Consider the following 20,611-nt stretch of genomic DNA (forward strand, 5'->3'; position numbering starts at 1 on the left):
ATTATAATTTATATACTATGAAATCGATAGATCCAAAGAATTTTAAGGTGGTTGCACCCATACGCTTGGCTGATATTCCTACTAATTTAAATAATGAGGCTAGTGAAGATGATAAAGAGGATAAGTTAGACGATGTACGTGAGAAATTGAGCGAATTGCAAGATGTGATGTATGCGCACAATCGTTATGGTGTATTGATTTGTTTGCAGGGAATGGATACCTCAGGAAAAGATAGTTTGATCCGAGAAGTATTTAAAGAATTCAACCCACGTGGAGTAGTAGTCAGTAGTTTTAAAACGCCTAATTCGACAGAGTTAGAGCACGATTATTTGTGGAGGCATTACCTTGCTTTACCGGAGAAAGGAAAGTTTGCTATTTTTAATAGAACCCATTATGAGAATGTGTTAGTTACAAGAGTGCACCCTGAATATATCATGAATGAGAATTTGCCAGGGATTGAGAATGTAGGCGACATTACACCACAGTTCTGGGAAAATAGAATGGAGCAAATCAATAATTTTGAGAAGCACATCACACAAAATGGCACTATAGTGATGAAGTTTTATTTTCATATGAGCAAGGAGGAGCAACGCAAACGCTTACTGCGAAGATTAGAGAATGAAGAACACCACTGGAAATTCTCGCCTGGTGATTTAAAGGAACGGGAGCGCTGGGATGATTATATGAAATATTATGAAGAGGCAATTAATAAGACGGCCACTGAAAACGCTCCTTGGTACATCATACCTTCTGACGATAAAGATATGGCGCGCTATATTGTAGCCGAAATTATTTGGCAAGAAATGAAGCAGTATAAGGATATAAAGGAACCAGAACTAGATGATAAGGTCAAAATGAATTTTGCTATGTATAAAGATCAGTTAGCAAAGGAGTAATTCCCGTTGCTATTCTTAAAATAAAAAAGGCTCTGATTAATCAGAGCCTTTGACTTATAATACAAAATGTAATTATGGTTTTGGTTCTCTTTCCCAAAAACGGTGTTGCGCTAGCGCGTTTACATAATTTGTTGCCATTTTGTCTTTAGCTGTATCTGTAATAATACCATTATCTTCATTCTTTTTATCATCTAATGGAATCATCGTTTTCTTAATGAAATCTTTTATGTTGTCACCAAAACCAATTGCTTTACAATGTTTGTAAGCTTCATTAATAAATTCAACTACATCTGGATTATTGTCTTTGAAGTCAAATTTGTCATTAGCCGGAATGAAAACACCATCAAATAAAACTGAAGCGGCAATCAACATACTTTGATCTACTTTAACTTCGTTGTTTTTATCTGTTTTAATGGTACCTAAATGTGGTGCAATAATTTTGACCATTGCTCCCTTATCTTCTAATGCTTTTTTAGCGGCATTTAACGATTCTTCATTAACTCCATCCGTACATAGAAAGGCTACTTGCCTTGTTTCAACAGAGTCATTGTTTACTTTACTTTTGATCATACTTAAAGCATCAGATGAGTCTACACTTGGCTTTTTAATGATTGTTTCTTGATCTGGATTAGGATCTGCAGATACACCATGATTTAATGGTTTTTGCGGAGATTTAGGAACTTCTTTTCCTAATCCCTCTGCTACTTTTTCTACCAGTGTTTTATCCACTATGCTTAAAAATCCTAGCATTCTTGTTTGGATATCTTCGGTTTCTACTTTACCTAGCTCAAATCGGAACGCTTTAATAATATGATTTTTCTCTACATCAGTCATACTGTTGTAAAAAAGTGTGGCTTGACTAAAGTGGTCTGAAAAACTTTTACTTCTTTCTCTTACTTTATGAGCATCAATTCTCTCATTGAAACTTTCAAAACCACCTTGGTCTATCTTCGCTTGGAATGGACAACCACCTCCCAATGAATTTGGATGGTAACTTACACGACCTGGATTTATTTGTTGGCGCATATGACCATCTCTTTGGTTGTTGTGCACTTCATTAATAGATCTATTGATAGGAATTTCATGGAAATTAGGGCTTCCTAAACGTGATAGTTGGGTGTCAGTATATGAGAACAAACGTCCTTGTAGTAATGGATCGTTAGTAAAATCAATACCTGGCACTACATGACCTGGGTGGAAAGCCACTTGTTCCGTTTCGGCAAAGAAATTATCAGGGTTTCTATTCAATACCATACGTCCAATTTTCATTACGGGAACTAATTCTTCAGGAATTAATTTAGTGGGATCCAATAAATCAAAATCATATTTATGTTCATCTTCTTCTGGAACTAATTGAACTCCTAATTCCCATTCTGGATAATTTCCATTCTCAATTGCTTCCCATAAATCTTGACGGTGGAAGTCCGAGTTTTTACCTGATATTTTTTGTGCTTCATCCCATAATACACCGTGGATTCCTAACTTTGGTTTCCAGTGAAATTTAACAAAATGAGATTCGTTTTTAGCATTTATAAATCGGAAGGTGTGTACTCCAAAACCTTCCATCATTCGTAAACTTCTTGGAATTGCTCTGTCAGACATAGCCCACATTACGTGATGCATAGTTTCTGGCATTAGAGAAATAAAATCCCAAAAGGTATCGTGAGCAGATGCTGCCTGTGGAATTTCATTATGTGGTTCTGGTTTTACTGCGTGAATTAGATCAGGAAACTTAATAGCATCTTGGATGAAAAACACAGGCATGTTGTTCCCTACTAAATCGTAATTCCCCTCTTGAGTATAGAATTTGACAGAGAAGCCACGTACGTCTCTTGCTAAATCTGTAGAACCTCTTGACCCTGCTACTGTTGAAAAACGGGTAAAAACGGGAGTTTTAATTTTAGGGTCTTGTAAAAAGCCTGCTTTGGTGTATTTCTCCATAGATTCGTAAACTTCAAAATAACCATGAGCGGCCGAACCTCTGGCATGTACGATTCTTTCTGGTATGCGTTCGTGGTCAAAATGCGTTATCTTTTCTCTTAGAATAAAATCTTCTAGAAGCGATCCACCTCTGTTTCCAGCCTTCAAGGAATTTGTGTCATCATTGATCTTAACACCTTGATCGGTATTCATCAATTGGTCTGTAGAATCTGTTGTATTTCTTTTTAAATCTTCTAATTTTGCATTAGTTGATTCTTGCTCTTTGTTTGTTTTGTTTTTCATAATATTTTGATTGTTAGATTGTTGTCTATAAAATTAAGGAATATTTTTAAGCATGCCTAACGATAATTACTCCAATATTTTTTTCATCAATTGTGCATTTTTTATTCCTGCTTCACTGGCCGTATTATTGAAATAGATAAATACTTCTTTTTTTGTTTCACTCATAACTAATTGGTATTTGATGTATTCTAGTTCTTCTGTAGTGTACTCAGAATAAAATAATTTTTTGGCACCATGCAGTCTCAGATATATTACAGGAGATTGGGTAACAATGTGCTGTGGCAATTTAGGATGGCTAACGCTGCAAAAAGAAATATTGTTAGCAGTGAGCGTGTTGATTACTTCATCATTCCACCAACTATCGTTTCTAAACTCCACTATATTTTTATATTTTGGGTTTAAACTAGATACGATAGTGTCCAAATTTTCTTTTGAAAAGGCATAACTAGGAGGGAACTGGAATAATAGGCAGCCTAATTTTTCTTTTAAACCTGATTCACATACACTGTAGAGCTTATCTATAAGTTCCACACAGTCTTTAAATTTTTTTAAATGGGTAATTTCTTTAGGGGCTTTTACTGAATAACTATAATTCTCGGGAGATTTAGCATACCAGTTTTCCATTATTCTTAAGGTGGGGAATTTGTAAAATGTAGCATTAATTTCAAAAGTCGAAAAATGGTTGCTATAGTATTCGAACCAATTTTTAGAGGGTAAGTTTTCAGGATAGAAGATAGGAACCCATTTTCTATTGTAAAAGCTAGAACAGCCTATTTGAATTTTTTTGCTCATTTTAATAGAGGTAAAGTAATATTAAAAGGGTATGGAACAGTAATGACAAAAAAATAAACCATTAAGGGAAAGTGTCCCCTAATGGTTTATAACAGAAAACAAATTAGTCTTCATCTTCTTCAGCTGCTTCGATATTAATAGCATCAACAGCAATAACTGTCAATTTAACATCAGCTGCTTTTTCTTGTTCTAATACTTCTGCTAGTAGTTTTGCAGCTTTAGTATGTCCTAAAGTTTCTGCAAACTGTCTTAATGTACCGTAAGTAGCAATCTCGTAGTGCTCAATTTTTTGACTTGCAGCAATAATACCTGCATCACGTACCACTCCTAGTTCTGTTTCCTCAAGGATACTTTCTCCTTCTTTAATCAAACCGTCCATGGCATCGCATTTTTTTGCAACTGCTTTTTTACCAATTAGGTCAAATACCTTTTCTAAATGTGTAATGTGGCCTTCAGTCTCTTCTAGATGACTGTTTATTGCTTCAATTAATTCTTTTGAAGTAGCATTTTTTGCCATTTTTGGCAATGCTTTAGTAAGTGCTTTTTCTGCCCAGTAGATATCTTTTAAACCATCTTCAAATAGCTCAGTTAAACCTTCGGCTGCATTTGATTTAGCTTTTACAACTCCTTTTTTACCTTCTTCTTTTTTTTGTTCTTCAGCTTTCATAATTGTTTTATTTTTAGTTTTAACCAAAATTAAGTAGATGGGTTCAGAATCTCTTTATACTATTTTTGGAAGTTATTATAAGATAATCATTTGCTGTTCAGTGAGATAATTTTTTGTAGATTTCTACTTCAATAATTTACCAAGAATTTGCTTACCATAATTTCGAATAAACAGCAAATAAAAAGGCAGTACTAAGATTGCTCTTAATACTGCCTTTTACAATTTAAATAAAATCAATTATTTAAAAAATGCTTATAGTTTAAATCCGTAAGCTAAACGGACTCCAACTTGTCCTGCACCTTTACCAACAGTTCCGTTGTTGTTTAATTTTGCAAAATCAGAGTAGTGCTCGTAGTGTACAGATACATCAATGTATTTTGTAGCATAACCAATGGTTGGAGATAATAATAAAGAAGTTTGGTTGTTGTTATTTGTTACTGCAAATGCAGCTCCAGCTTCTCCCATTACATAAAATTCATCATTCCAAATGAATGCTTTGAAACCTGCTTTTGCAGGAATAAAACCTAAATCTTTTCCAGTAGCTTCTCCTGGAAATGGATCTGATTCACTTACAAATAAGTTAGTGAAACCTGTAGTTACAGTAAGTGAATATCTTTTAGATAAGTCATATTGTAATCTCACATCACCACCTAACGCTAGTTTGTAAGGATCTTGAGTTGCATATCCTGCATTTACTCCCACTCCTAAACGGAAACCTTGGTCGTAGTTTGTTGCTGGATTGTCTTGAGCTGATGATGTATTAGAAAAGAATGCTGAAATTGCTAATACAAGTAGTGTTTTGATTTTTGTTGTCGTTTTCATAAATCTGGGTTTTTTAATATTATTAATTTTTAATGCCATCGTATTTTCATTTATTGTTTAGTTGATGACTGGGACAAATGTATATCGCTACTCGAGCTGTTTTGTTATAGAATTATGCGATATTGTTATAGAATATTGAAAAGGATATAAAATCAGGTATTCCACTATAGGTAATGGAACTAATAGTAGTCTATTCTATTGCTTCTAATTATATTTGTCCTCAAAAAAAACGAACAATTGAACTTAGCCACCTACACTAAAGAGTTTTCCTATAATCTAAGATTAGCCTATCCTATTATACTTGGTATGTTAGGACATACCGTTGTGGGAATTGTAGATAATATAATGGTTGGTAAATTAGGTCCTACAGAGCTGGCAGCTGTGTCACTAGGAAATAGTTTTATATTCATAGCAATGTCGTTAGGGATAGGATTCTCTACAGCGATAACGCCGCTAGCAGCTCAGGCCGATGGTAGAAAAAGTGTAACAGAAGGGAGAAGTGCTTTCCACCACGGATTATATTTATGTACTATATTAGGTGTGATTCTTTTTGGTTTGATTTTCTTTTCAAAACCGTTAATTACCTTTATGGGCCAACCAGAGAATGTAGTAGAATTAGCGAAACCATATTTAGATATAGTTGCTTTCTCTTTAATTCCGCTGATTATTTTCCAAGGCTACAAACAATTTGCAGACGGAATGAGTGAAACTAAAATCTCTATGTGGGCTACGATTTTAGGAAATATAGTCAATGTGTTGTTGAATTACCTTTTTATATACGGTATTTGGATTTTTCCTGAACTGGGTATTGTTGGAGCAGCAATTGGAACGATCGTGTCCCGTTTTGTAATGCTAGCGTACATGCACTTTCAGATGAAAAATAAAGCTAAATTTCTTCCCTTTTTTGAGGGTTTTTCGATTAAAAATATACAGAAAAAAGTTAATCTTGAAATTATTAAATTAGGAGCTCCTTCAGCCATGCAAATGTTTTTTGAAGTAGGGTTATTTACGGGAGCTATTTGGCTTTCGGGTCGTTTGGGAATTACTAATCAAGCGGCAAACCAAATTGCGTTAAGTTTAGCTTCGTTTACTTTTATGTTTGCTATGGGATTAAGTGTAGCAGCTACTATAAGAGTGGGAAATCAAAAAGGACTAGCCGACTATAAACAATTACGTATCGTTGCTTTTTCCATATTTTTACTCGCCATCTTATTAGAGTCTTTTTTTGCGCTTATATTTGTCGTATTCCATCAATATCTACCTGCTTTGTTTGTAGATATGCATAATCTTAATGATTTAGCTGTCAATAGAGAAGTAGTTTCTATCGCTGCTCAATTACTGTTAGTGGCTGCTGTTTTCCAAATTTCTGATGGGGTCCAAGTAGTAGTCTTAGGTGCATTGCGTGGCTTGCAAGATGTAAAAGTGCCTATGTATATTACCTTTATTGCTTACTGGGTAATTGGTTTTCCTATTTCCATTTATTTAGGCATGTACACTAGCTTACAAGCAGCTGGAATCTGGATTGGATTACTGGCTGGATTAACAACTGCGGCTTTATTTTTGTATATTCGTTTTACTAGCCTAACCAAAAAGTTGATTATAGACAATCCATTGTAATCATTCTACCTTAGTTTGTAACTTTTTAGGAACAATAGCGTCTAATTTGTAACATCTAAAATGTAAAAAATGATCGTATTCGTATTTCTTGGAATTATCTTTTTAGTTTTGAGCTTTTCAGCCAAAAACAATCAAAGCCAGCTTACTAAATTCTCCACCCTATTTAAAATTATTGGGTTAGTAATGATTGTTGTTGGGGTTTTCTCAACCATGTTCAAACAAATTGATGCTGGAAAAGTGGGCGTAAAAGCCTTGTATGGTAATGTACAACCAGATATTCTTGAAAGTGGCTTGCATGTAATTAATCCACTGCTTGATGTAACGGAGTTTGATATCCAAACCTTAAATTATACGATGTCTGCAGATCATTCTGAAGGAGCGCAGCAGGGAGATGACGCCATTCGAGTGCTATCCAATGACGGATTAGAAGTCGTGATTGATTTGACAGTGTTATACCGAGTCTCAGCCGAAGATGCACCAAAAATTTTCAGACAAATAGGGGTTAATTATACTGATAAAATTGTGCGTCCTGTAACCAGAACTCGTATTCGCGACAATGCTGTTTATTATGACGCCATTGCCTTATACTCAACAAAAAGAAATGAGTTTCAAGATCGCATTTTTAAAAGTATTGAAGCCGACTTTAAGAAAAGAGGATTGGTTTTAGAACAATTATTAATTCGAAATATTAACCTGCCTTCTTCTGTAAAGAAAACAATCGAAAGTAAAATTAACGCCGAGCAAGATGCTCAAAAAATGCAATTTGTTTTGCAAAAAGAAAAACAAGAAGCAGAAAGAAAGAGAGTAGAAGCTCAAGGTATTGCAGATTATCAACGCATTATTGCCACTGGATTAACTGATAAGCAATTGCAATACGAATCGATTAAAGCTCAAAAAGAATTAGCTGCTTCGCCTAATACAAAAATCATTTTTATGAATAGTAAAGGAAATGCGCCAATAATTCTTTCTGACAAATAGATTTTTTAAAAGTTTATTCGGTTATTTGTTTTCTCATTGCATCACTATTCAAAAGATACTAAGGAGAGACATCAATTAATAAATAATACAAAATGGAATTACCAAAATTTTTACTAGGAGATAACACTGATTTTCCAGATGATATTTTCATCATACACTTAGATTATCCAAGATTTATCATCAATCTAAAAGATGATGAGGTTGAGTTTATAGAAGAAGCTGAAGATCTTGATGAAGGGGAATTAAATGCAGAAATGGAAGGTTTGATCGAACAGGCGAATGCTTTTTACGATAGAGAAATGGAACGTTACGAGAAAGAATAATTTTGTTTAAAAATAAAAAATAACCACTTATAACATAACAGATGAAAAGAGTTTACATGTTTTTTTTAGCTTTATTAGGTGTACTTTGTTTAGTTAAAGGAGCTATTGCTTTGTTTAATTTAGATTTAACTCCTATTGCTGCACAAAGCACAGCGTATAATTTTGGGCGCACTGTTGGACTTGTATTATCAAAACTGATATTTATCGCCTTTGGTATCATTGTTATAAGAAAGGGCTATTCTATTTTCAGGCAAGAACAATTAAAATTAAATTAATTTTTCTATTTGAAATAGTTCTCTAATAAAATTTGAGCGGCTGCAAAAGGTGAAATTTCATCATTTTGCACCGCTTTTTTATTGACTTCTAATAGCTTGATTACCTCTGGATGATTGTAGAAGTTTAATTTTAACTGTTCATTAATTGTTTCAATTAACCAATATTCATTTTGTTCTGCGCGCTTTTGATCAAAATAAGCATTTTGCTTTGTTAGTTGTAAAAACTCGCTAATCGTTTCCCAAACTGCTGCAATGCCATCTCCTGTAATAGCACTACAAGTAGCAGTAGTGGGTATCCAGCCCGATTTCTTAGCTGGAAAAAGATGCAAAGCTCTGTTGAATTCTGTTTTAGCTAGTTTGGCTTTTCTAACATTGTCACCATCCGCTTTGTTGATGACAATAGCATCCGCCATTTCCATAATACCGCGCTTAATGCCTTGCAATTCATCACCCGCACCTGCGATTTTCAAAAGTAAAAAGAAATCTACCATACTATGAACGGCCGTTTCGCTTTGACCAACACCTACCGTTTCAATAATAATCGTATCAAATCCACAGGCTTCACACAGGGTAATGGTTTCTCTTGTTTTGCGAGCCACACCTCCTAATGTATCTCCAGAAGCCGAAGGTCTTATGTAAGCATTTGGATCTTTCACTAATTCTTCCATGCGAGTTTTGTCACCTAAAATACTTCCATGCGAAATGGTACTACTAGGATCCACCGCAAGAACGGCTACCTTTTTTCCTAAACTCGTTAAGTGTTTTCCAAAGGCTTCAATAAAGGTGCTTTTTCCCACTCCCGGTACACCAGTAATCCCTATTCTGACTGATTTATTAGCATGATGAAGGCAAGCATTAATGACTTCATTGGCTTTAGCCAAATGACTTGGGTTTGTACTCTCAACAAGGGTAATGGCCCGACTCAAGTCACTGATATTACCTGCAAGTATTCCGTTGACTAATTCAGTAGCGGACGGTTGTACTCTCCTGAATTTTTGAATGTTTTTAACGACAGAGGCACTGATCATTTCAGGAGATGAAATTCCAGCCTTTTCGTGAAGAGCAGAAGTAGTTTTTTTTTTATTAGTCAAAATATTCTTTTTGAAAAGTAAAAGTAATCAAATCCAAAACAGTTTCAAAAGAGAATAACTAAAGTCAATCTTTTAAAGAGGTAATATAGGGCAGAAAATGCTATAACTTATTTTGTAGAAGGGACGTTTGAGATAATTGCAAAAGTAAATAGTAATATAGGTAGTTGCTTTTTTAATCCAACTTCTGCTAGCTGCTACTTTTTATTGTATTTATAACTGCTAAAATGGTATTTTTGTGCTAACACTACATCATGAACAATATAATTCTCATTTTTGTCTATATCGGAGCAGGACTAATACTTCAAAAGGTAAAATGGTTCCCGACGACCACCTATAAATTTTTAAATAAATTAGTAATTTACTTCTGCTTGCCAGCACTAGCGTTATTTTATATTCCAAAAATTCATTGGAATAATCAATTACTGTATCCTATTGGGGTTGCTTGGATAGGTTTTGCAGGTGCCTACTTATTATTTCGTTTTTTGGGAGCCAAATATGGTTGGTCAAAAAAACTTACTGGCTGTTTGATTCTTACTGCTGGTTTAGGGAATACCTCTTTTTTAGGTTTTCCTATTATTCAGGCTTTGTATGGTGATGAAGGAATGAAAACTGCCATTTTAGTGGATCAACCAGGCTCTTTTGTAGTGCTTTCAACTTTAGGTATATTAGTAGCGACGTTATATTCAAAAGGAGAACAGAGTGGTGGACAAATTGTCAAAAAAATTCTGTTATTTCCGCCTTTTTTAACTTTTGCTTTTGCTTGTGTGCTTAATGTGTACGGATATGATTTTCAAGACTGGATACAACGCCTCTTGCAATTTGTAGGAAGTGGAGTGACGCCTTTGGCCCTAATTTCTGTGGGTTTACAATTGAGATTTGAGACAAAGAGTCAGCACTGGAGATTTTTAGGTATTGGTTTAGTATATAAATTGATTTTAATGCCTGCAATTATCTACATTTTATATGTTTTGGTTTTCAACCAAAGTTCAAAAATTATAGAGGTTGCAATTATGGAAGCAGCAATGGCTCCTATGATTACAGCAAGTATTTTAGCGTCATCAAACGGTTTAAAACCAAGACTAAGTAGTATGATGATTGGTTTTGGGATTCCTATTTCCTTTGTTTCATTGATTTTTTGGTATTTTGTAGTTCAATTTATGTAATAAAAACTAATAGGTTTTTTGGTTTAATTTATGATTTGTGTCATAGTTGGTGTACTTTTTTTTGAGTAATTTTAATTGAATTTAAAAAACAACACTATGGCAACTTTACGTTTAGGAGATATCGCTCCAGATTTTGAAGCAGAAACAACATTAGGAAAAATAAAATTTCATGAATGGTTAGGTAATTCGTGGGGTGTTTTGTTCTCACATCCAGCTGACTTTACACCTGTTTGTACGACTGAATTAGGTACAGTGGCTAATTATTATCCTGAATTTGTAAAAAGAGATACTAAAGTTATAGCATTAAGTGTTGACGGACTTGAATCACACTTAAAATGGATTAAAGATATCGAAGAAACACAAAACGTAACTTTACAATATCCTATCATTGCTGACGAAGACAAGACTGTTGCAAACTTGTACGATATGATTCATCCTAATGCAAATGAAACGTTTACAGTTCGCTCTGTATTTATAATCGGACCAGACAAAAAAATAAAATTAATATTGACCTATCCTGCATCAACAGGACGAAATTTTGATGAGTTGCTACGTGTGATTGATAGTCTGCAATTAACTGCAAATTACAGTGTGGCTACGCCAGCAAACTGGCAAGATGGAAATGATGTAGTGGTTTCCCCGTCTATTCCAGATAGTGATATTCCTGCTAAATTTCCAAAAGGCTTTACTGGTATCAAACCTTATTTAAGAATGACACCACAGCCTAATAAATAAAACAAATAGAAATAGAGATAAAAAGGCCGACTCCAGATGAAAGGGAGTCGGCCTATTTATTATTGTATCATCCGATACTTATACATCAACATTGATAGGTAAATATATTAAGGTAGCATAAGCAGGTAAATTAGTTATCGCTTTGTATGATTCACTATCACATTCTTCTTCATAAATACTAATAGAGTTTACCTCCATATCTGTAAATTCTTCATCATAACCATTCCAATCACTATTAAACGCTAGTTGGTACTGAGCAGAGTAGGGTATTCCAAAACTATAATCTGCATAAGAATTATTTGATAAATTTAGTAGCACTATAGTCGCGTCTGTAAAATCTTCTTTGGTAGAACGTGCATAAGCTAATACTTTGTTGTTTTCGTTAAAATGTACAATTTTTGTGAACTGTCCTTTTAATCCCTGACTTTCAAATTTTTCTTCTGTCCTCAATCGGATTAAGTCTTTCACCATATGGGTTATTCCTTTGTGCTTTTTTTGTTGGTTCCAGTCCAGAGCCTCATCATCTTTAAAATATTCATCTTCAATAAACTCTTGCCCTTGAAAAAGCATCGGTATTCCAGGAGAGGTCAATGTAATTGCTATTCCCAAAAGTGCTCTTTTTTTACCGAAAAAACTATCTGCATAACCAGGCTCAATTTCTTCAGGAACACGTGCTTTACCATTCGCCACTTCGTCGTGAGACTCAGTATAGATAATGCGCTGAAAGGCGTCATCATTGTATTTAAATACTATGGCGTCAACCAGAGATTGTAAATCACGGTATTCATCTCCTTGTTCAATCAATGCTTTTCTTACGGGATGTACAAAGTTCATATCCCACTGAGAACCGTACCCAATACCACCATGTTCAATTTTTAAAGTAACTAAATCATGCCCTTTAAGATCTTCAGCAATCGTTAATTTGCCTGGGTACTTGGACTGAATTTCGGCATTGATATCTCTCATTAGCATTTGGCCTTCAACAATCTCATTATCCTCACCCAAGCCACCACCTTCATAGCGGATGTAAGAGGTAGCGTCCATACGCAGGCCGTCGCAGTGGTAATCTTCAATCCACATCAGGGCATTGTCTCGAATGTATTGGCGTACTTCTTCGCGTCCATAATCTGGTCTAGTATCTCCCCAAGGCGTAGTCGATCTGTGGTCGTTGTAAAAGTAAATACCTCCTTTGTTATTATCAGACCAACCATCAAATTGCCATAAATCCATATCTGATGGTCCAAAGTGATTGTAAACAACATCCAGAACCACTGCAATATCGGCCTTATGAAAAGCATTGACCATTCTTGCAAAGGCTTCCGCACCGCCATAATCTCTTTCAATAGCAAATGGATATGAAGGATTGTAGCCCCATGATATCCCTCCTGCAAATTCAGCGATAGGTAATAGCTCTACACAATTAATACCAAGCGATTGTAAGTAGGGTATTTTTTCAATAATGTCGTCAAACGTAGCTACCTGATCTTCGTCCTTTCTATTAAAAGTACCTACATGCAGCTCATAAATTACTAAATTATTCCAAGGCTTCATTTGAAAATCATCATCGTCCCAATCAAAATCTAATTTAGTAATTACAGAATTTCCGTTACTGTTCGTCATTTCTCGGGCATAGGGATCGTTTCGGTCTAGCATTAGTTCGCCGTTGTGAATCACATACTTGTATTCATCTCCCGTTTTTGCCTCTGGCACTGCAACAGACCAGTAGCCATTTTCTTCTTGCTCGAGTGCGTTTTTGGTTTTATCCCAATCATTAAAAGAACCCGTTACGTAAATTTTATTGGCATTGGGTGCCCAAACTCTAAAAGTGGTGGCATTATCACCAACTACAGCACCCATTCCTTCTATTTTCTCAATTACTTTTTCCATAATTTACATTTTATAAACGGCATCGTTACTCTTAACCTTCGATGTTTACACTTTACAAATTAGTTAAATGAAAAGACTAAAGTTGATTAATTTTGCACACTACAAATATCTGATATCGTAGCAGTTAGTCGCTTATGTAATTTGTTGCTGGAGTTATATAATTACCATAAATAGTGAAAAAAATATTGATTTTGGTACTAAATTGAAGCCTTGACGATATACGTAAGGGAGTCAATACCATAATGTTTGAAATAATGCTACGAACTGTTTTTTTTGGGAGCAGCACATTTCGTTTTCATAATAAATATTCGTCCTGCTGTCCATTACAATCCTCGTCCTTTTGCTTTATGAAGCTCAAGGACTCGGGATTTTCATTTCCATCAGGGCTATGAAGCGCATTTTGGAGCTATAAGTACTTTAGATATGTTGTGATAAATAGCGTCCAACGTAAAAGTAGATCAATAGAGCTGTTAATTAAACGATAAGCGAAATACCTTAAACAGATTGGATGAGTACCTAAAACCAAGAGAAAATAATAGATAGATTATACGCGATTTGTAGCGGATCACCTGAAATTCCAGACTAAAAATAAATAGATGCTTAAATCACCCCTTTTATTTTTGCGTGTTGTAACAAAATAATTGTTTTGGCATCTTTGATTTCACCACTGGCAATCATGTTGTAAGCTTCGTCGAATGTCATTTCGAGCACTTCGATGTTTTCTTGTTCGTGCTCTACGCCACCGCCTTCGCTAACTTTCATGCTTTCATCATAAGCACCCGTAAAGAGATATAAAATCTCGGTGACTGCGCCTGGAGACATATAGGTCTCCATAACCTTGTCTACGGTTGTTAGCCTGTAACCGGTTTCTTCTTCGGTTTCTCTAATGATGCATTGCTCAGGATGGTCTTCGTCTAAAAGCCCAGCACAAACTTCAATCATCATTCCGGTTTTGTTACCATTGAGGTAGGTGGGTAAACGAAATTGACGTGTTAGAATTATTGTTTGTTTCTTGCTATTGTATAATAAAATAGCGGCACCGTTCCCACGGTCGTATACTTCTCTTTTTTGTGTAATCCAACTGTTGTCATTTTTTTTAAAATCAAAAGTGACTTTGTTCAGTAGGTACCAGTTGTCAGAAAGTAGTTCTGTTTGTTTTATTTTTATTTCGGGATTGTGCATTTGGGGTAGGTTTTTAGGTAAAATAAAAAACGCTCTGAAATTTCAGAGCGTTAGTATATATTATTTAAGAATTGTTTGTTTTCTATCTGGTCCTACTGAGACAATTTTGATAGGCACTTCTACTTCTTTTTCAATGAATTCAATATATGCTTTTAGCTCGGCTGGTAACTCTTCATAAGTTGTCATGCCAGTTAAGTCTGCTTTCCATCCTTTAAACTCTTGGTAAACAGGAGTTACATTCTCCGGCTCAATGTTGTAAGGGAAGTGAGCAATGTTTTTTCCTTTATAAGCGTACTCTGTACAAACTTTTAAAGTTTCAAATCCTGAAAGGACATCCCCTTTCATCATCATTAATTGTGTCACTCCGTTCACTTGAACAGCGTATTTTAAAGCTACTAAGTCTAACCAACCACAACGTCTTTGTCTACCAGTTACAGATCCAAATTCGTTTCCTACGCGTGCCATAGTCGTTCCATCTTCATCAAAAAGTTCCGTTGGGAATGGTCCACTACCTACACGTGTTACATAAGCTTTGAAAATTCCGTATACTTCTTTGATCTTGTTAGGTGCAATTCCTAAACCAGTACAAGCTCCAGCAGCAGTAGTATTAGATGAAGTTACAAACGGATACGTCCCGAAGTCCACATCTAATAAAGAACCTTGAGCTCCTTCACAAAGAATAGATTTACCTGCTTTTTGCGCTTGGTGCATGTATTCTTCACTATCAATAAAATCTAATTTTTTGATTTCTTCAATAGACTCAAAAAATTCTTTTTCAAGTTCTGTTAAGTTGTATTGAATATTGACATCATAAAATTTAATCATTGCTTCGTGCTTGTCAGCAAGTGCTCTGTATCTTTCTTTGAAATCTTCTAATTCAATGTCTCCTACACGTATTCCGTTTCTGCCAGTTTTGTCCATGTACGTTGGTCCAATACCTTTAAGAGTAGAACCAATTTTAGCTTTCCCTTTTGAAGCTTCAGAAGCGGCATCAAGTAAACGGTGTGTTGGTAATATTAAATGTGCTTTTCTTGAAATGATTAATTTACTTTTAATGTCTAAATTGAATTTTTCAAGACCTTCAATTTCTTTTTGAAAAACTACAGGATCTATTACAACTCCATTCCCAATTACATTTACAGCAGTTTTATGAAAAATACCGGAAGGAATAGTTCTAAGAACATGTTTGATTCCGTCAAATTCTAAAGTATGCCCTGCATTTGGACCTCCTTGAAAACGAGCAATGATATCGTAATTTGATGTAAGAACATCAACTATTTTTCCTTTTCCCTCATCTCCCCATTGTAATCCTAGTAATAAATCTACAGCCATTCTAATTATTATTTGTTGTTGTTGCGACAGCAATATGCCTGTCAAAATAGTTAATTCTTATTGTGTCAGTTGTAATTTTTGAATTACAATTTTTCTTCTTCGATTGTGTTTTCCGGCTTGGCACCTTTTTTTACACCATAGAAATACAATGAGTGATTTGTAATCTCTACATCAAATATTTCTTCTATCGTTTTCTTGATTGTTTGGATTCTTGGATCACAAAATTCAATTACTTCGCCAGTATCCGTCATAATAATATGATCGTGCTGTTTGTCAAAGTATGATTTTTCATAGTGTGCTTGATTTTGTCCAAACTGGTGTTTACGAACTAAAGCACAGTCCAATAGTAATTCTATAGTATTGTAAAGCGTAGCCCTACTTACACGATAGTTTTTGTTTTTCATTTTGATGTATAGGTTTTCTATATCAAAATGTTCTTCACTTTCGTAAATTTCCTGAAGGATAGAATAGCGCTCAGGAGTCTTTCTATGGCCTTTTTTTTCAAGATACATTGTAAAAACATTTTTTACAATTTCTTGGTTTTTGTTGTTATCTGTGGAAATGAGTGTCATATCTGGCAAAGATAAATTTTTATTTTAATAGTTTTGAAGTTTAAATAAGTATAACAAGATAAATTTGTGAGTTTTTGAACAAAAACAAACGCATATTAAGTTGTTGTACTCTTGTACTTACGCTTTCTTATAGCAATAAACGCGCCATCAAAGATTTTACATTATTTTTTATAAACTCGGGTCACTTTGTCAATACCGTCTATTTTTTTAATATTGTCCATTAATTTTTTCAAAATGGTAATGTTTTGAACAATAACAATTAACTGGCCTTTGAACAGTCCTGCATCACCACTCAATGAGATACTTTGAATGTTTACCAGCATGTTGTTAGAGATAACCTTAGTCAACTGATTGGTTAATCCCATAGTGTCCATTCCAGTAATATTAAGGATGGCTTTAAATTCTTGTTGTGAAGAATCAATCCATTTGGCCTGCATGATACGGTAGGCATAATTGGATTGCATCGAAATGGCATTTGGGCAATCTTTTTTATGTACTTTGATTCCTTCATTAATGGTTACAAACCCAAACACTTGGTCTCCAGGAATGGGGTTACAGCAAGTTGATAGCTTATAATCTAGTTTGTCTTCTTCTTTACCAAAAACGAGTAAGTCAAAGTTATTACTCAAAACGGGTTTGTGAATATCAGCATCAGCAGTTTGTCCCGTACGTTTAATTTTATTTTTGAAGAAATTGATTAAAGTATTGCTTTTTTGAGCAGCAAAATCCTTTAACTGTTGATTTTCAATTGAACCTACACCAACTCTATAAAATAAATCCAAACTTGTTTTTAGCTGAAAAAAATTGACTAATTCATTAACAACTGACTCGTTAAGCGTGACTTTAAGATGTTTTAATTTTCTAGTCAGGATTTCTTTACCGTCTTCAGCAATCTTTTTAGTGTTCTCGTTAAGAACGTTTCTGATTTTATTTTTAGCTCTCGAAGTGGTCACATAATCCAACCAGTTGATTGTAGGTTTTTGATTAGGTGAAGTAATAATTTCTACCTGATCGCCACTTTTTAATTCATAATTTAAAGGAACTAATTTTCCGTTAACACGTGTTCCTCTTGTTTTTATACCAATTTCAGAGTGGATGCTAAAAGCAAAATCTAGCGATGTGGCTCCTTTGGGCAACGATTTAATATCTCCTTTAGGTGTAAAAATATAGATTTCTTTAGAATATAAATTCATCTTGAAATCTTCGACAAAATCTACAGCGCTAGTTTCTGAATTTTCTAATGCTTCTTTTAGTAAATTTAACCATACATCTAAACCACTTTCTTCTGTCGCTCCGTTTTTATATTTATAATGGGCAGCATAGCCTTTTTCGGCAATTTCATCCATACGCTCACTACGTACTTGTACTTCAACCCATCTTCCTTTAGGTCCCATCACAGTAATATGCAAGGCTTCGTAACCTGTAGATTTTGGTGATGAAATCCAATCGCGCAATCGGCTTGGACTAGGTCGGTAGTGATCAGTTACAATAGAATAGATCTTCCAAGCTAAGAATTTCTCATCATGAGGATTGGATTTGTAGACAATTCTCAATGCAAATTTGTCGTACACTTCATCAAAACTTACGTTTTGTGCCTTCATCTTTCTACGAATTGAATAAATGGATTTAGGACGTCCTTTAATCACATACTCGACACCTTCTGCATCTAAAGAGGTCTTTAAAATATCTGAAATGTCTTTGATATAAGCATCTTGTTGCTCTTTCGTTTCTTTAATTTTGCTAACAATATCATTGTAGACTGTAGGTTCCGTATATTTTAAACCTAAGTCTTCTAGTTTGGTTTTAATATTGTACAAACCCAAACGATGGGCAAGTGGCGCATAAATATATAAGGTTTCAGACGCAATTTTGACTTGTTTGTAATTCTCCATTGACTCCATAGTTTGCATATTGTGCAGCCTATCGGCAATTTTGATTAGGATTACACGCACGTCATCGTTTAGAGTCAAAAGCATTTTACGAAAATTCTCTGCTTGCATAGAGACATTCATGTCTTTTTGAACGAGAGATATTTTTGTGAGTCCTTCAACCAGTTGTGCTACTTTTGGATTGAACATACGTTCAATATCCTTGACAGTTGTAGGTGTGTCTTCAACAACATCATGCATCAATGCAGCAGCGATAGAAGTAGCTCCCAAACCTATTTCTGAAGCTACAATTTTTGCTACAGCAATAGGATGAAAAATATAAGCTTCACCTGATTTTCTACGCTGATCTTTATGCGCTTCAACAGCCACATCAAAAGCTTTTCGTATTAGTTTTTTATCATCTGGAGTCAGTGTTTGATAACTTATACGAAGTAATTCTTTATACTCTTGAGCAATTGCTTTATTTTCTTTTTCTATATCTATTTCTGTCATAGCGGCATGGTTCATTTTTTAAAAATAACGATAAGTTTGCATATACGCAAGCACTAAATCAATGATCAGAATTAAAAAATTTAAGGTTATTTAGTAGCTGTTATGGAGTGATTTTGTTGAAGTCTAAATCTTGAAAATCGTAACTAAAATCAGTTAGTTCAGAAATGGCGTTCATTTTTAAACCAGTAACTATTTCAGAATCATTTGTTTCGAATAGTAGGTGAGCGTCTGCATGAAAATAAGCATTATCCCATTTTACTACATAATTTCCTTTTTTATAGAAAAATACTTCTCCTTTTAACTGGGGGGAGCGTTTTGAAGCAAAATAAATTCGCCCTTTCTTTTCTGAAATTACGACCTCTCCAAACCAATTGTCTTTGTAAGTTCCTAATATAGGCTTGTAATTTATCGTGATTTTGTCTTTCTTGTTCTTGGCTACGGTAGCCCACACTTCCTCAGTAACTTTATCAGCAGAGGCTTCGTTTGCTTTCATTCGGTTACTGTAAATACTTACGTAATCTTCAGAGGGGATTCCTAAATAACTATCTTTAATCGTATTGGTGATGGCGTTAAATGCCGCTCCAGATTGTTGGTTTGTTAAAACAATAATTCCTAACTGTAGCTCAGGGATGTAAGTCGTTTGTGTCACGATTCCCTCTAATCCTCCGGTATGGGTAACTTGTTTGTAGCCTTTTACGTCGCTCAAAAACCATCCCAATCCATAACCGTTAAAGTGTGTATTGTAAGGCGCTCTTGTTTTAGTAGGGATAATGGTTTGTAATTGCCACATTTCATCATGTTGCTTCTCTGAAAACAATTGCTTCTTTTCTGAACCGTACTGACCATTATTCATTTGCATTATGGCCCATTTACTAAGGTCGTTCACACTAGAATAGATTCCGGCAGCGGCATCAAAGAGTTGGTTCTGGTACCTTTTAATTACTTTTAATTTTCCATCAACAGGAACATGAGGATCAATAATATTACTAGTATCCTTTAGTCTTACAAAGGAGGCAGCGCTATTGTTCATTTCCAAAGGCTTCATGATACGTTCTTCAATGAAATCGCACCAGCTTTTTCCACTGACTACATGGATGACTTCACCCGCAACGATGTACAATAAATTATCATAATCATATTTAGTTCTAAATGCTGAAACCGGCTTTAAATATTGCAAATTCACAATGATATCTTGAGCTGTAAAATTGCTTCCGTCAGGCCATATCATTAAATCTCCTGCACCAAGTCCTAAACCACTTCTGTGCGTCAATAAATCGCGAATAGTGAATTCTTGCGTCACATAATCATTATACATTTTAAAATTAGGAAGGTATTTAACCACCTTGTCATCCCAATTTATTTTCCCTTCGTCGACAAGTATAGCTAGAGCTGCACTGGTGAATGCCTTGCTATTGGATGCAATCCCAAATAAAGTATTGGCATCTACCTTTTCTTTCGTTGCAATAGATTTTACACCATAACCTTCAGCCAAAACCACTTTGCCGTCTTTGATAATAGCGACTGCAATTCCGGGTACGTTAAAAGCGGTTAGTGTTCGGTTGACTAAATTGCTTACTTCTGGAGCAGTAATTTGACCAAAAGAGAAGGTCGTTGCAATTAAGGTGATGGCAACAAATAATTTATTTTTCATGCTATTGTTTTTATACGATGTTCG

At 34.9% G+C, this 20,611-nt stretch carries 18 protein-coding genes; 7 read left to right on the forward strand and 11 right to left on the reverse strand.

Going from position 1 to position 20,611, the window contains the following annotated elements:
- Window positions 1–17: 17 nt before the first annotated feature.
- Entirely contained in the window at window positions 18–896 is an 879-nt protein-coding gene (locus tag ACEN2K_RS08860; RefSeq protein WP_441758970.1) for a PPK2 family polyphosphate kinase, read from the forward strand.
- Between the two features lie 72 nt (window positions 897–968).
- Here ACEN2K_RS08860 and ACEN2K_RS08865 read toward each other — a convergent pair whose 3' ends face one another.
- From ACEN2K_RS08865 to ACEN2K_RS08880, 4 genes are all read right to left on the reverse strand, one after another.
- Complete coding sequence (locus tag ACEN2K_RS08865) at window positions 969–3,119, reverse strand: catalase (protein ID WP_441758971.1); 2,151 nt, start codon at window positions 3,117–3,119, stop codon at window positions 969–971.
- A gap of 66 nt (window positions 3,120–3,185) precedes the next feature.
- Window positions 3,186–3,911: a DUF72 domain-containing protein gene (locus ACEN2K_RS08870; RefSeq protein WP_441758972.1), complete on the reverse strand. Its 726-nt coding sequence runs from the start codon at window positions 3,909–3,911 to the stop codon at window positions 3,186–3,188.
- Between the two features lie 103 nt (window positions 3,912–4,014).
- Window positions 4,015–4,578, reverse strand: coding sequence for a YciE/YciF ferroxidase family protein (locus ACEN2K_RS08875; protein WP_441758973.1), 564 nt, complete (start codon window positions 4,576–4,578; stop codon window positions 4,015–4,017).
- Window positions 4,579–4,830: 252 nt separating this feature from the next.
- The gene (locus ACEN2K_RS08880) at window positions 4,831–5,400 is read right to left on the reverse strand and encodes a hypothetical protein (RefSeq protein WP_441758974.1); all 570 of its coding nucleotides are present in this window, start codon (window positions 5,398–5,400) and stop codon (window positions 4,831–4,833) included.
- Between the two features lie 237 nt (window positions 5,401–5,637).
- Between ACEN2K_RS08880 and ACEN2K_RS08885 the strand changes: the two genes are divergently transcribed.
- The 4 genes from ACEN2K_RS08885 (at window position 5,638) to ACEN2K_RS08900 (ending at window position 8,593) form a co-directional block, all read left to right on the forward strand.
- The gene (locus tag ACEN2K_RS08885) at window positions 5,638–7,017 is read left to right on the forward strand and encodes an MATE family efflux transporter (protein WP_441758975.1); all 1,380 of its coding nucleotides are present in this window, start codon (window positions 5,638–5,640) and stop codon (window positions 7,015–7,017) included.
- A 69-nt stretch (window positions 7,018–7,086) separates the two neighbouring features.
- Window positions 7,087–7,995 carry a prohibitin family protein gene (locus ACEN2K_RS08890; protein WP_441758976.1) on the forward strand — a complete coding sequence of 303 codons (909 nt, stop codon included), beginning with the start codon at window positions 7,087–7,089 and terminating at the stop codon, window positions 7,993–7,995.
- Between the two features lie 92 nt (window positions 7,996–8,087).
- Window positions 8,088–8,318 carry a hypothetical protein gene (locus tag ACEN2K_RS08895; RefSeq protein ID WP_441758977.1) on the forward strand — a complete coding sequence of 77 codons (231 nt, stop codon included), beginning with the start codon at window positions 8,088–8,090 and terminating at the stop codon, window positions 8,316–8,318.
- Between the two features lie 41 nt (window positions 8,319–8,359).
- The gene (locus ACEN2K_RS08900; protein ID WP_441758978.1) at window positions 8,360–8,593 is read left to right on the forward strand and encodes a hypothetical protein; all 234 of its coding nucleotides are present in this window, start codon (window positions 8,360–8,362) and stop codon (window positions 8,591–8,593) included.
- Window positions 8,594–8,598: 5 nt separating this feature from the next.
- Here ACEN2K_RS08900 and meaB read toward each other — a convergent pair whose 3' ends face one another.
- Window positions 8,599–9,684 (reverse strand): methylmalonyl Co-A mutase-associated GTPase MeaB, encoded by a 1,086-nt coding sequence (gene meaB / locus ACEN2K_RS08905; protein ID WP_441758979.1) that lies wholly within the window; start codon window positions 9,682–9,684, stop codon window positions 8,599–8,601.
- Window positions 9,685–9,935: 251 nt separating this feature from the next.
- On the opposite strand from meaB, the gene ACEN2K_RS08910 reads away from it, so the two are divergent.
- Complete coding sequence (locus ACEN2K_RS08910) at window positions 9,936–10,847, forward strand: AEC family transporter (RefSeq protein WP_441758980.1); 912 nt, start codon at window positions 9,936–9,938, stop codon at window positions 10,845–10,847.
- A gap of 96 nt (window positions 10,848–10,943) precedes the next feature.
- Window positions 10,944–11,582, forward strand: a complete 639-nt coding sequence (locus ACEN2K_RS08915) for a peroxiredoxin (protein ID WP_441758981.1) — start codon at window positions 10,944–10,946, stop codon at window positions 11,580–11,582.
- A gap of 78 nt (window positions 11,583–11,660) precedes the next feature.
- Here the strand turns inward: ACEN2K_RS08915 and ACEN2K_RS08920 are convergent, their stop codons facing one another.
- The 6 genes from ACEN2K_RS08920 to ACEN2K_RS08945 all read right to left on the reverse strand — a co-directional run bounded on the left by ACEN2K_RS08920 (window position 11,661) and on the right by ACEN2K_RS08945 (window position 20,587).
- Window positions 11,661–13,469, reverse strand: coding sequence for an alpha-amylase family glycosyl hydrolase (locus ACEN2K_RS08920; protein ID WP_441758982.1), 1,809 nt, complete (start codon window positions 13,467–13,469; stop codon window positions 11,661–11,663).
- Between the two features lie 600 nt (window positions 13,470–14,069).
- Window positions 14,070–14,651: an NUDIX domain-containing protein gene (locus ACEN2K_RS08925; protein ID WP_441758983.1), complete on the reverse strand. Its 582-nt coding sequence runs from the start codon at window positions 14,649–14,651 to the stop codon at window positions 14,070–14,072.
- A 60-nt stretch (window positions 14,652–14,711) separates the two neighbouring features.
- On the reverse strand, window positions 14,712–15,983 hold the full coding sequence (locus ACEN2K_RS08930) for an adenylosuccinate synthase (protein WP_441758984.1): 1,272 nt from the start codon (window positions 15,981–15,983) through the stop codon (window positions 14,712–14,714).
- A gap of 83 nt (window positions 15,984–16,066) precedes the next feature.
- Window positions 16,067–16,555, reverse strand: a complete 489-nt coding sequence (locus ACEN2K_RS08935; RefSeq protein ID WP_441758985.1) for a Fur family transcriptional regulator — start codon at window positions 16,553–16,555, stop codon at window positions 16,067–16,069.
- Window positions 16,556–16,716: 161 nt separating this feature from the next.
- Window positions 16,717–18,936 (reverse strand): RelA/SpoT family protein, encoded by a 2,220-nt coding sequence (locus ACEN2K_RS08940; RefSeq protein ID WP_441758986.1) that lies wholly within the window; start codon window positions 18,934–18,936, stop codon window positions 16,717–16,719.
- Between the two features lie 100 nt (window positions 18,937–19,036).
- Window positions 19,037–20,587, reverse strand: coding sequence for a serine hydrolase (locus tag ACEN2K_RS08945; RefSeq protein WP_441758987.1), 1,551 nt, complete (start codon window positions 20,585–20,587; stop codon window positions 19,037–19,039).
- Window positions 20,588–20,611 lie beyond the last annotated feature (24 nt).

The sequence above is a fragment of the Flavobacterium sp. W21_SRS_FM3 genome, assembly GCF_052113625.1.
Classification (GTDB): Bacteria; Bacteroidota; Bacteroidia; order Flavobacteriales; family Flavobacteriaceae; genus Flavobacterium.

Excerpts from the sequence above, each read along its gene's own strand:
- ACEN2K_RS08945 (WP_441758987.1), bottom strand. The coding sequence starts at position 20,587 with ATGAAAAATAAATTATTTGTTGCCATCACCTTAATTGCAACGACCTTC.
- ACEN2K_RS08865 (WP_441758971.1), bottom strand. The coding sequence starts at position 3,119 with ATGAAAAACAAAACAAACAAAGAGCAAGAATCAACTAATGCAAAATTA.
- ACEN2K_RS08890 (WP_441758976.1), top strand. The coding sequence starts at position 7,087 with ATGATCGTATTCGTATTTCTTGGAATTATCTTTTTAGTTTTGAGCTTT.
- ACEN2K_RS08935 (WP_441758985.1), bottom strand. The coding sequence starts at position 16,555 with ATGACACTCATTTCCACAGATAACAACAAAAACCAAGAAATTGTAAAA.
- ACEN2K_RS08880 (WP_441758974.1), bottom strand. The coding sequence starts at position 5,400 with ATGAAAACGACAACAAAAATCAAAACACTACTTGTATTAGCAATTTCA.
- ACEN2K_RS08860 (WP_441758970.1), top strand. The coding sequence starts at position 18 with ATGAAATCGATAGATCCAAAGAATTTTAAGGTGGTTGCACCCATACGC.
- ACEN2K_RS08895 (WP_441758977.1), top strand. The coding sequence starts at position 8,088 with ATGGAATTACCAAAATTTTTACTAGGAGATAACACTGATTTTCCAGAT.
- ACEN2K_RS08875 (WP_441758973.1), bottom strand. The coding sequence starts at position 4,578 with ATGAAAGCTGAAGAACAAAAAAAAGAAGAAGGTAAAAAAGGAGTTGTA.
- ACEN2K_RS08930 (WP_441758984.1), bottom strand. The coding sequence starts at position 15,983 with ATGGCTGTAGATTTATTACTAGGATTACAATGGGGAGATGAGGGAAAA.
- ACEN2K_RS08940 (WP_441758986.1), bottom strand. The coding sequence starts at position 18,936 with ATGACAGAAATAGATATAGAAAAAGAAAATAAAGCAATTGCTCAAGAG.
- ACEN2K_RS08920 (WP_441758982.1), bottom strand. The coding sequence starts at position 13,469 with ATGGAAAAAGTAATTGAGAAAATAGAAGGAATGGGTGCTGTAGTTGGT.
- ACEN2K_RS08900 (WP_441758978.1), top strand. The coding sequence starts at position 8,360 with ATGAAAAGAGTTTACATGTTTTTTTTAGCTTTATTAGGTGTACTTTGT.
- ACEN2K_RS08925 (WP_441758983.1), bottom strand. The coding sequence starts at position 14,651 with ATGCACAATCCCGAAATAAAAATAAAACAAACAGAACTACTTTCTGAC.
- ACEN2K_RS08910 (WP_441758980.1), top strand. The coding sequence starts at position 9,936 with ATGAACAATATAATTCTCATTTTTGTCTATATCGGAGCAGGACTAATA.
- ACEN2K_RS08915 (WP_441758981.1), top strand. The coding sequence starts at position 10,944 with ATGGCAACTTTACGTTTAGGAGATATCGCTCCAGATTTTGAAGCAGAA.
- ACEN2K_RS08870 (WP_441758972.1), bottom strand. The coding sequence starts at position 3,911 with ATGAGCAAAAAAATTCAAATAGGCTGTTCTAGCTTTTACAATAGAAAA.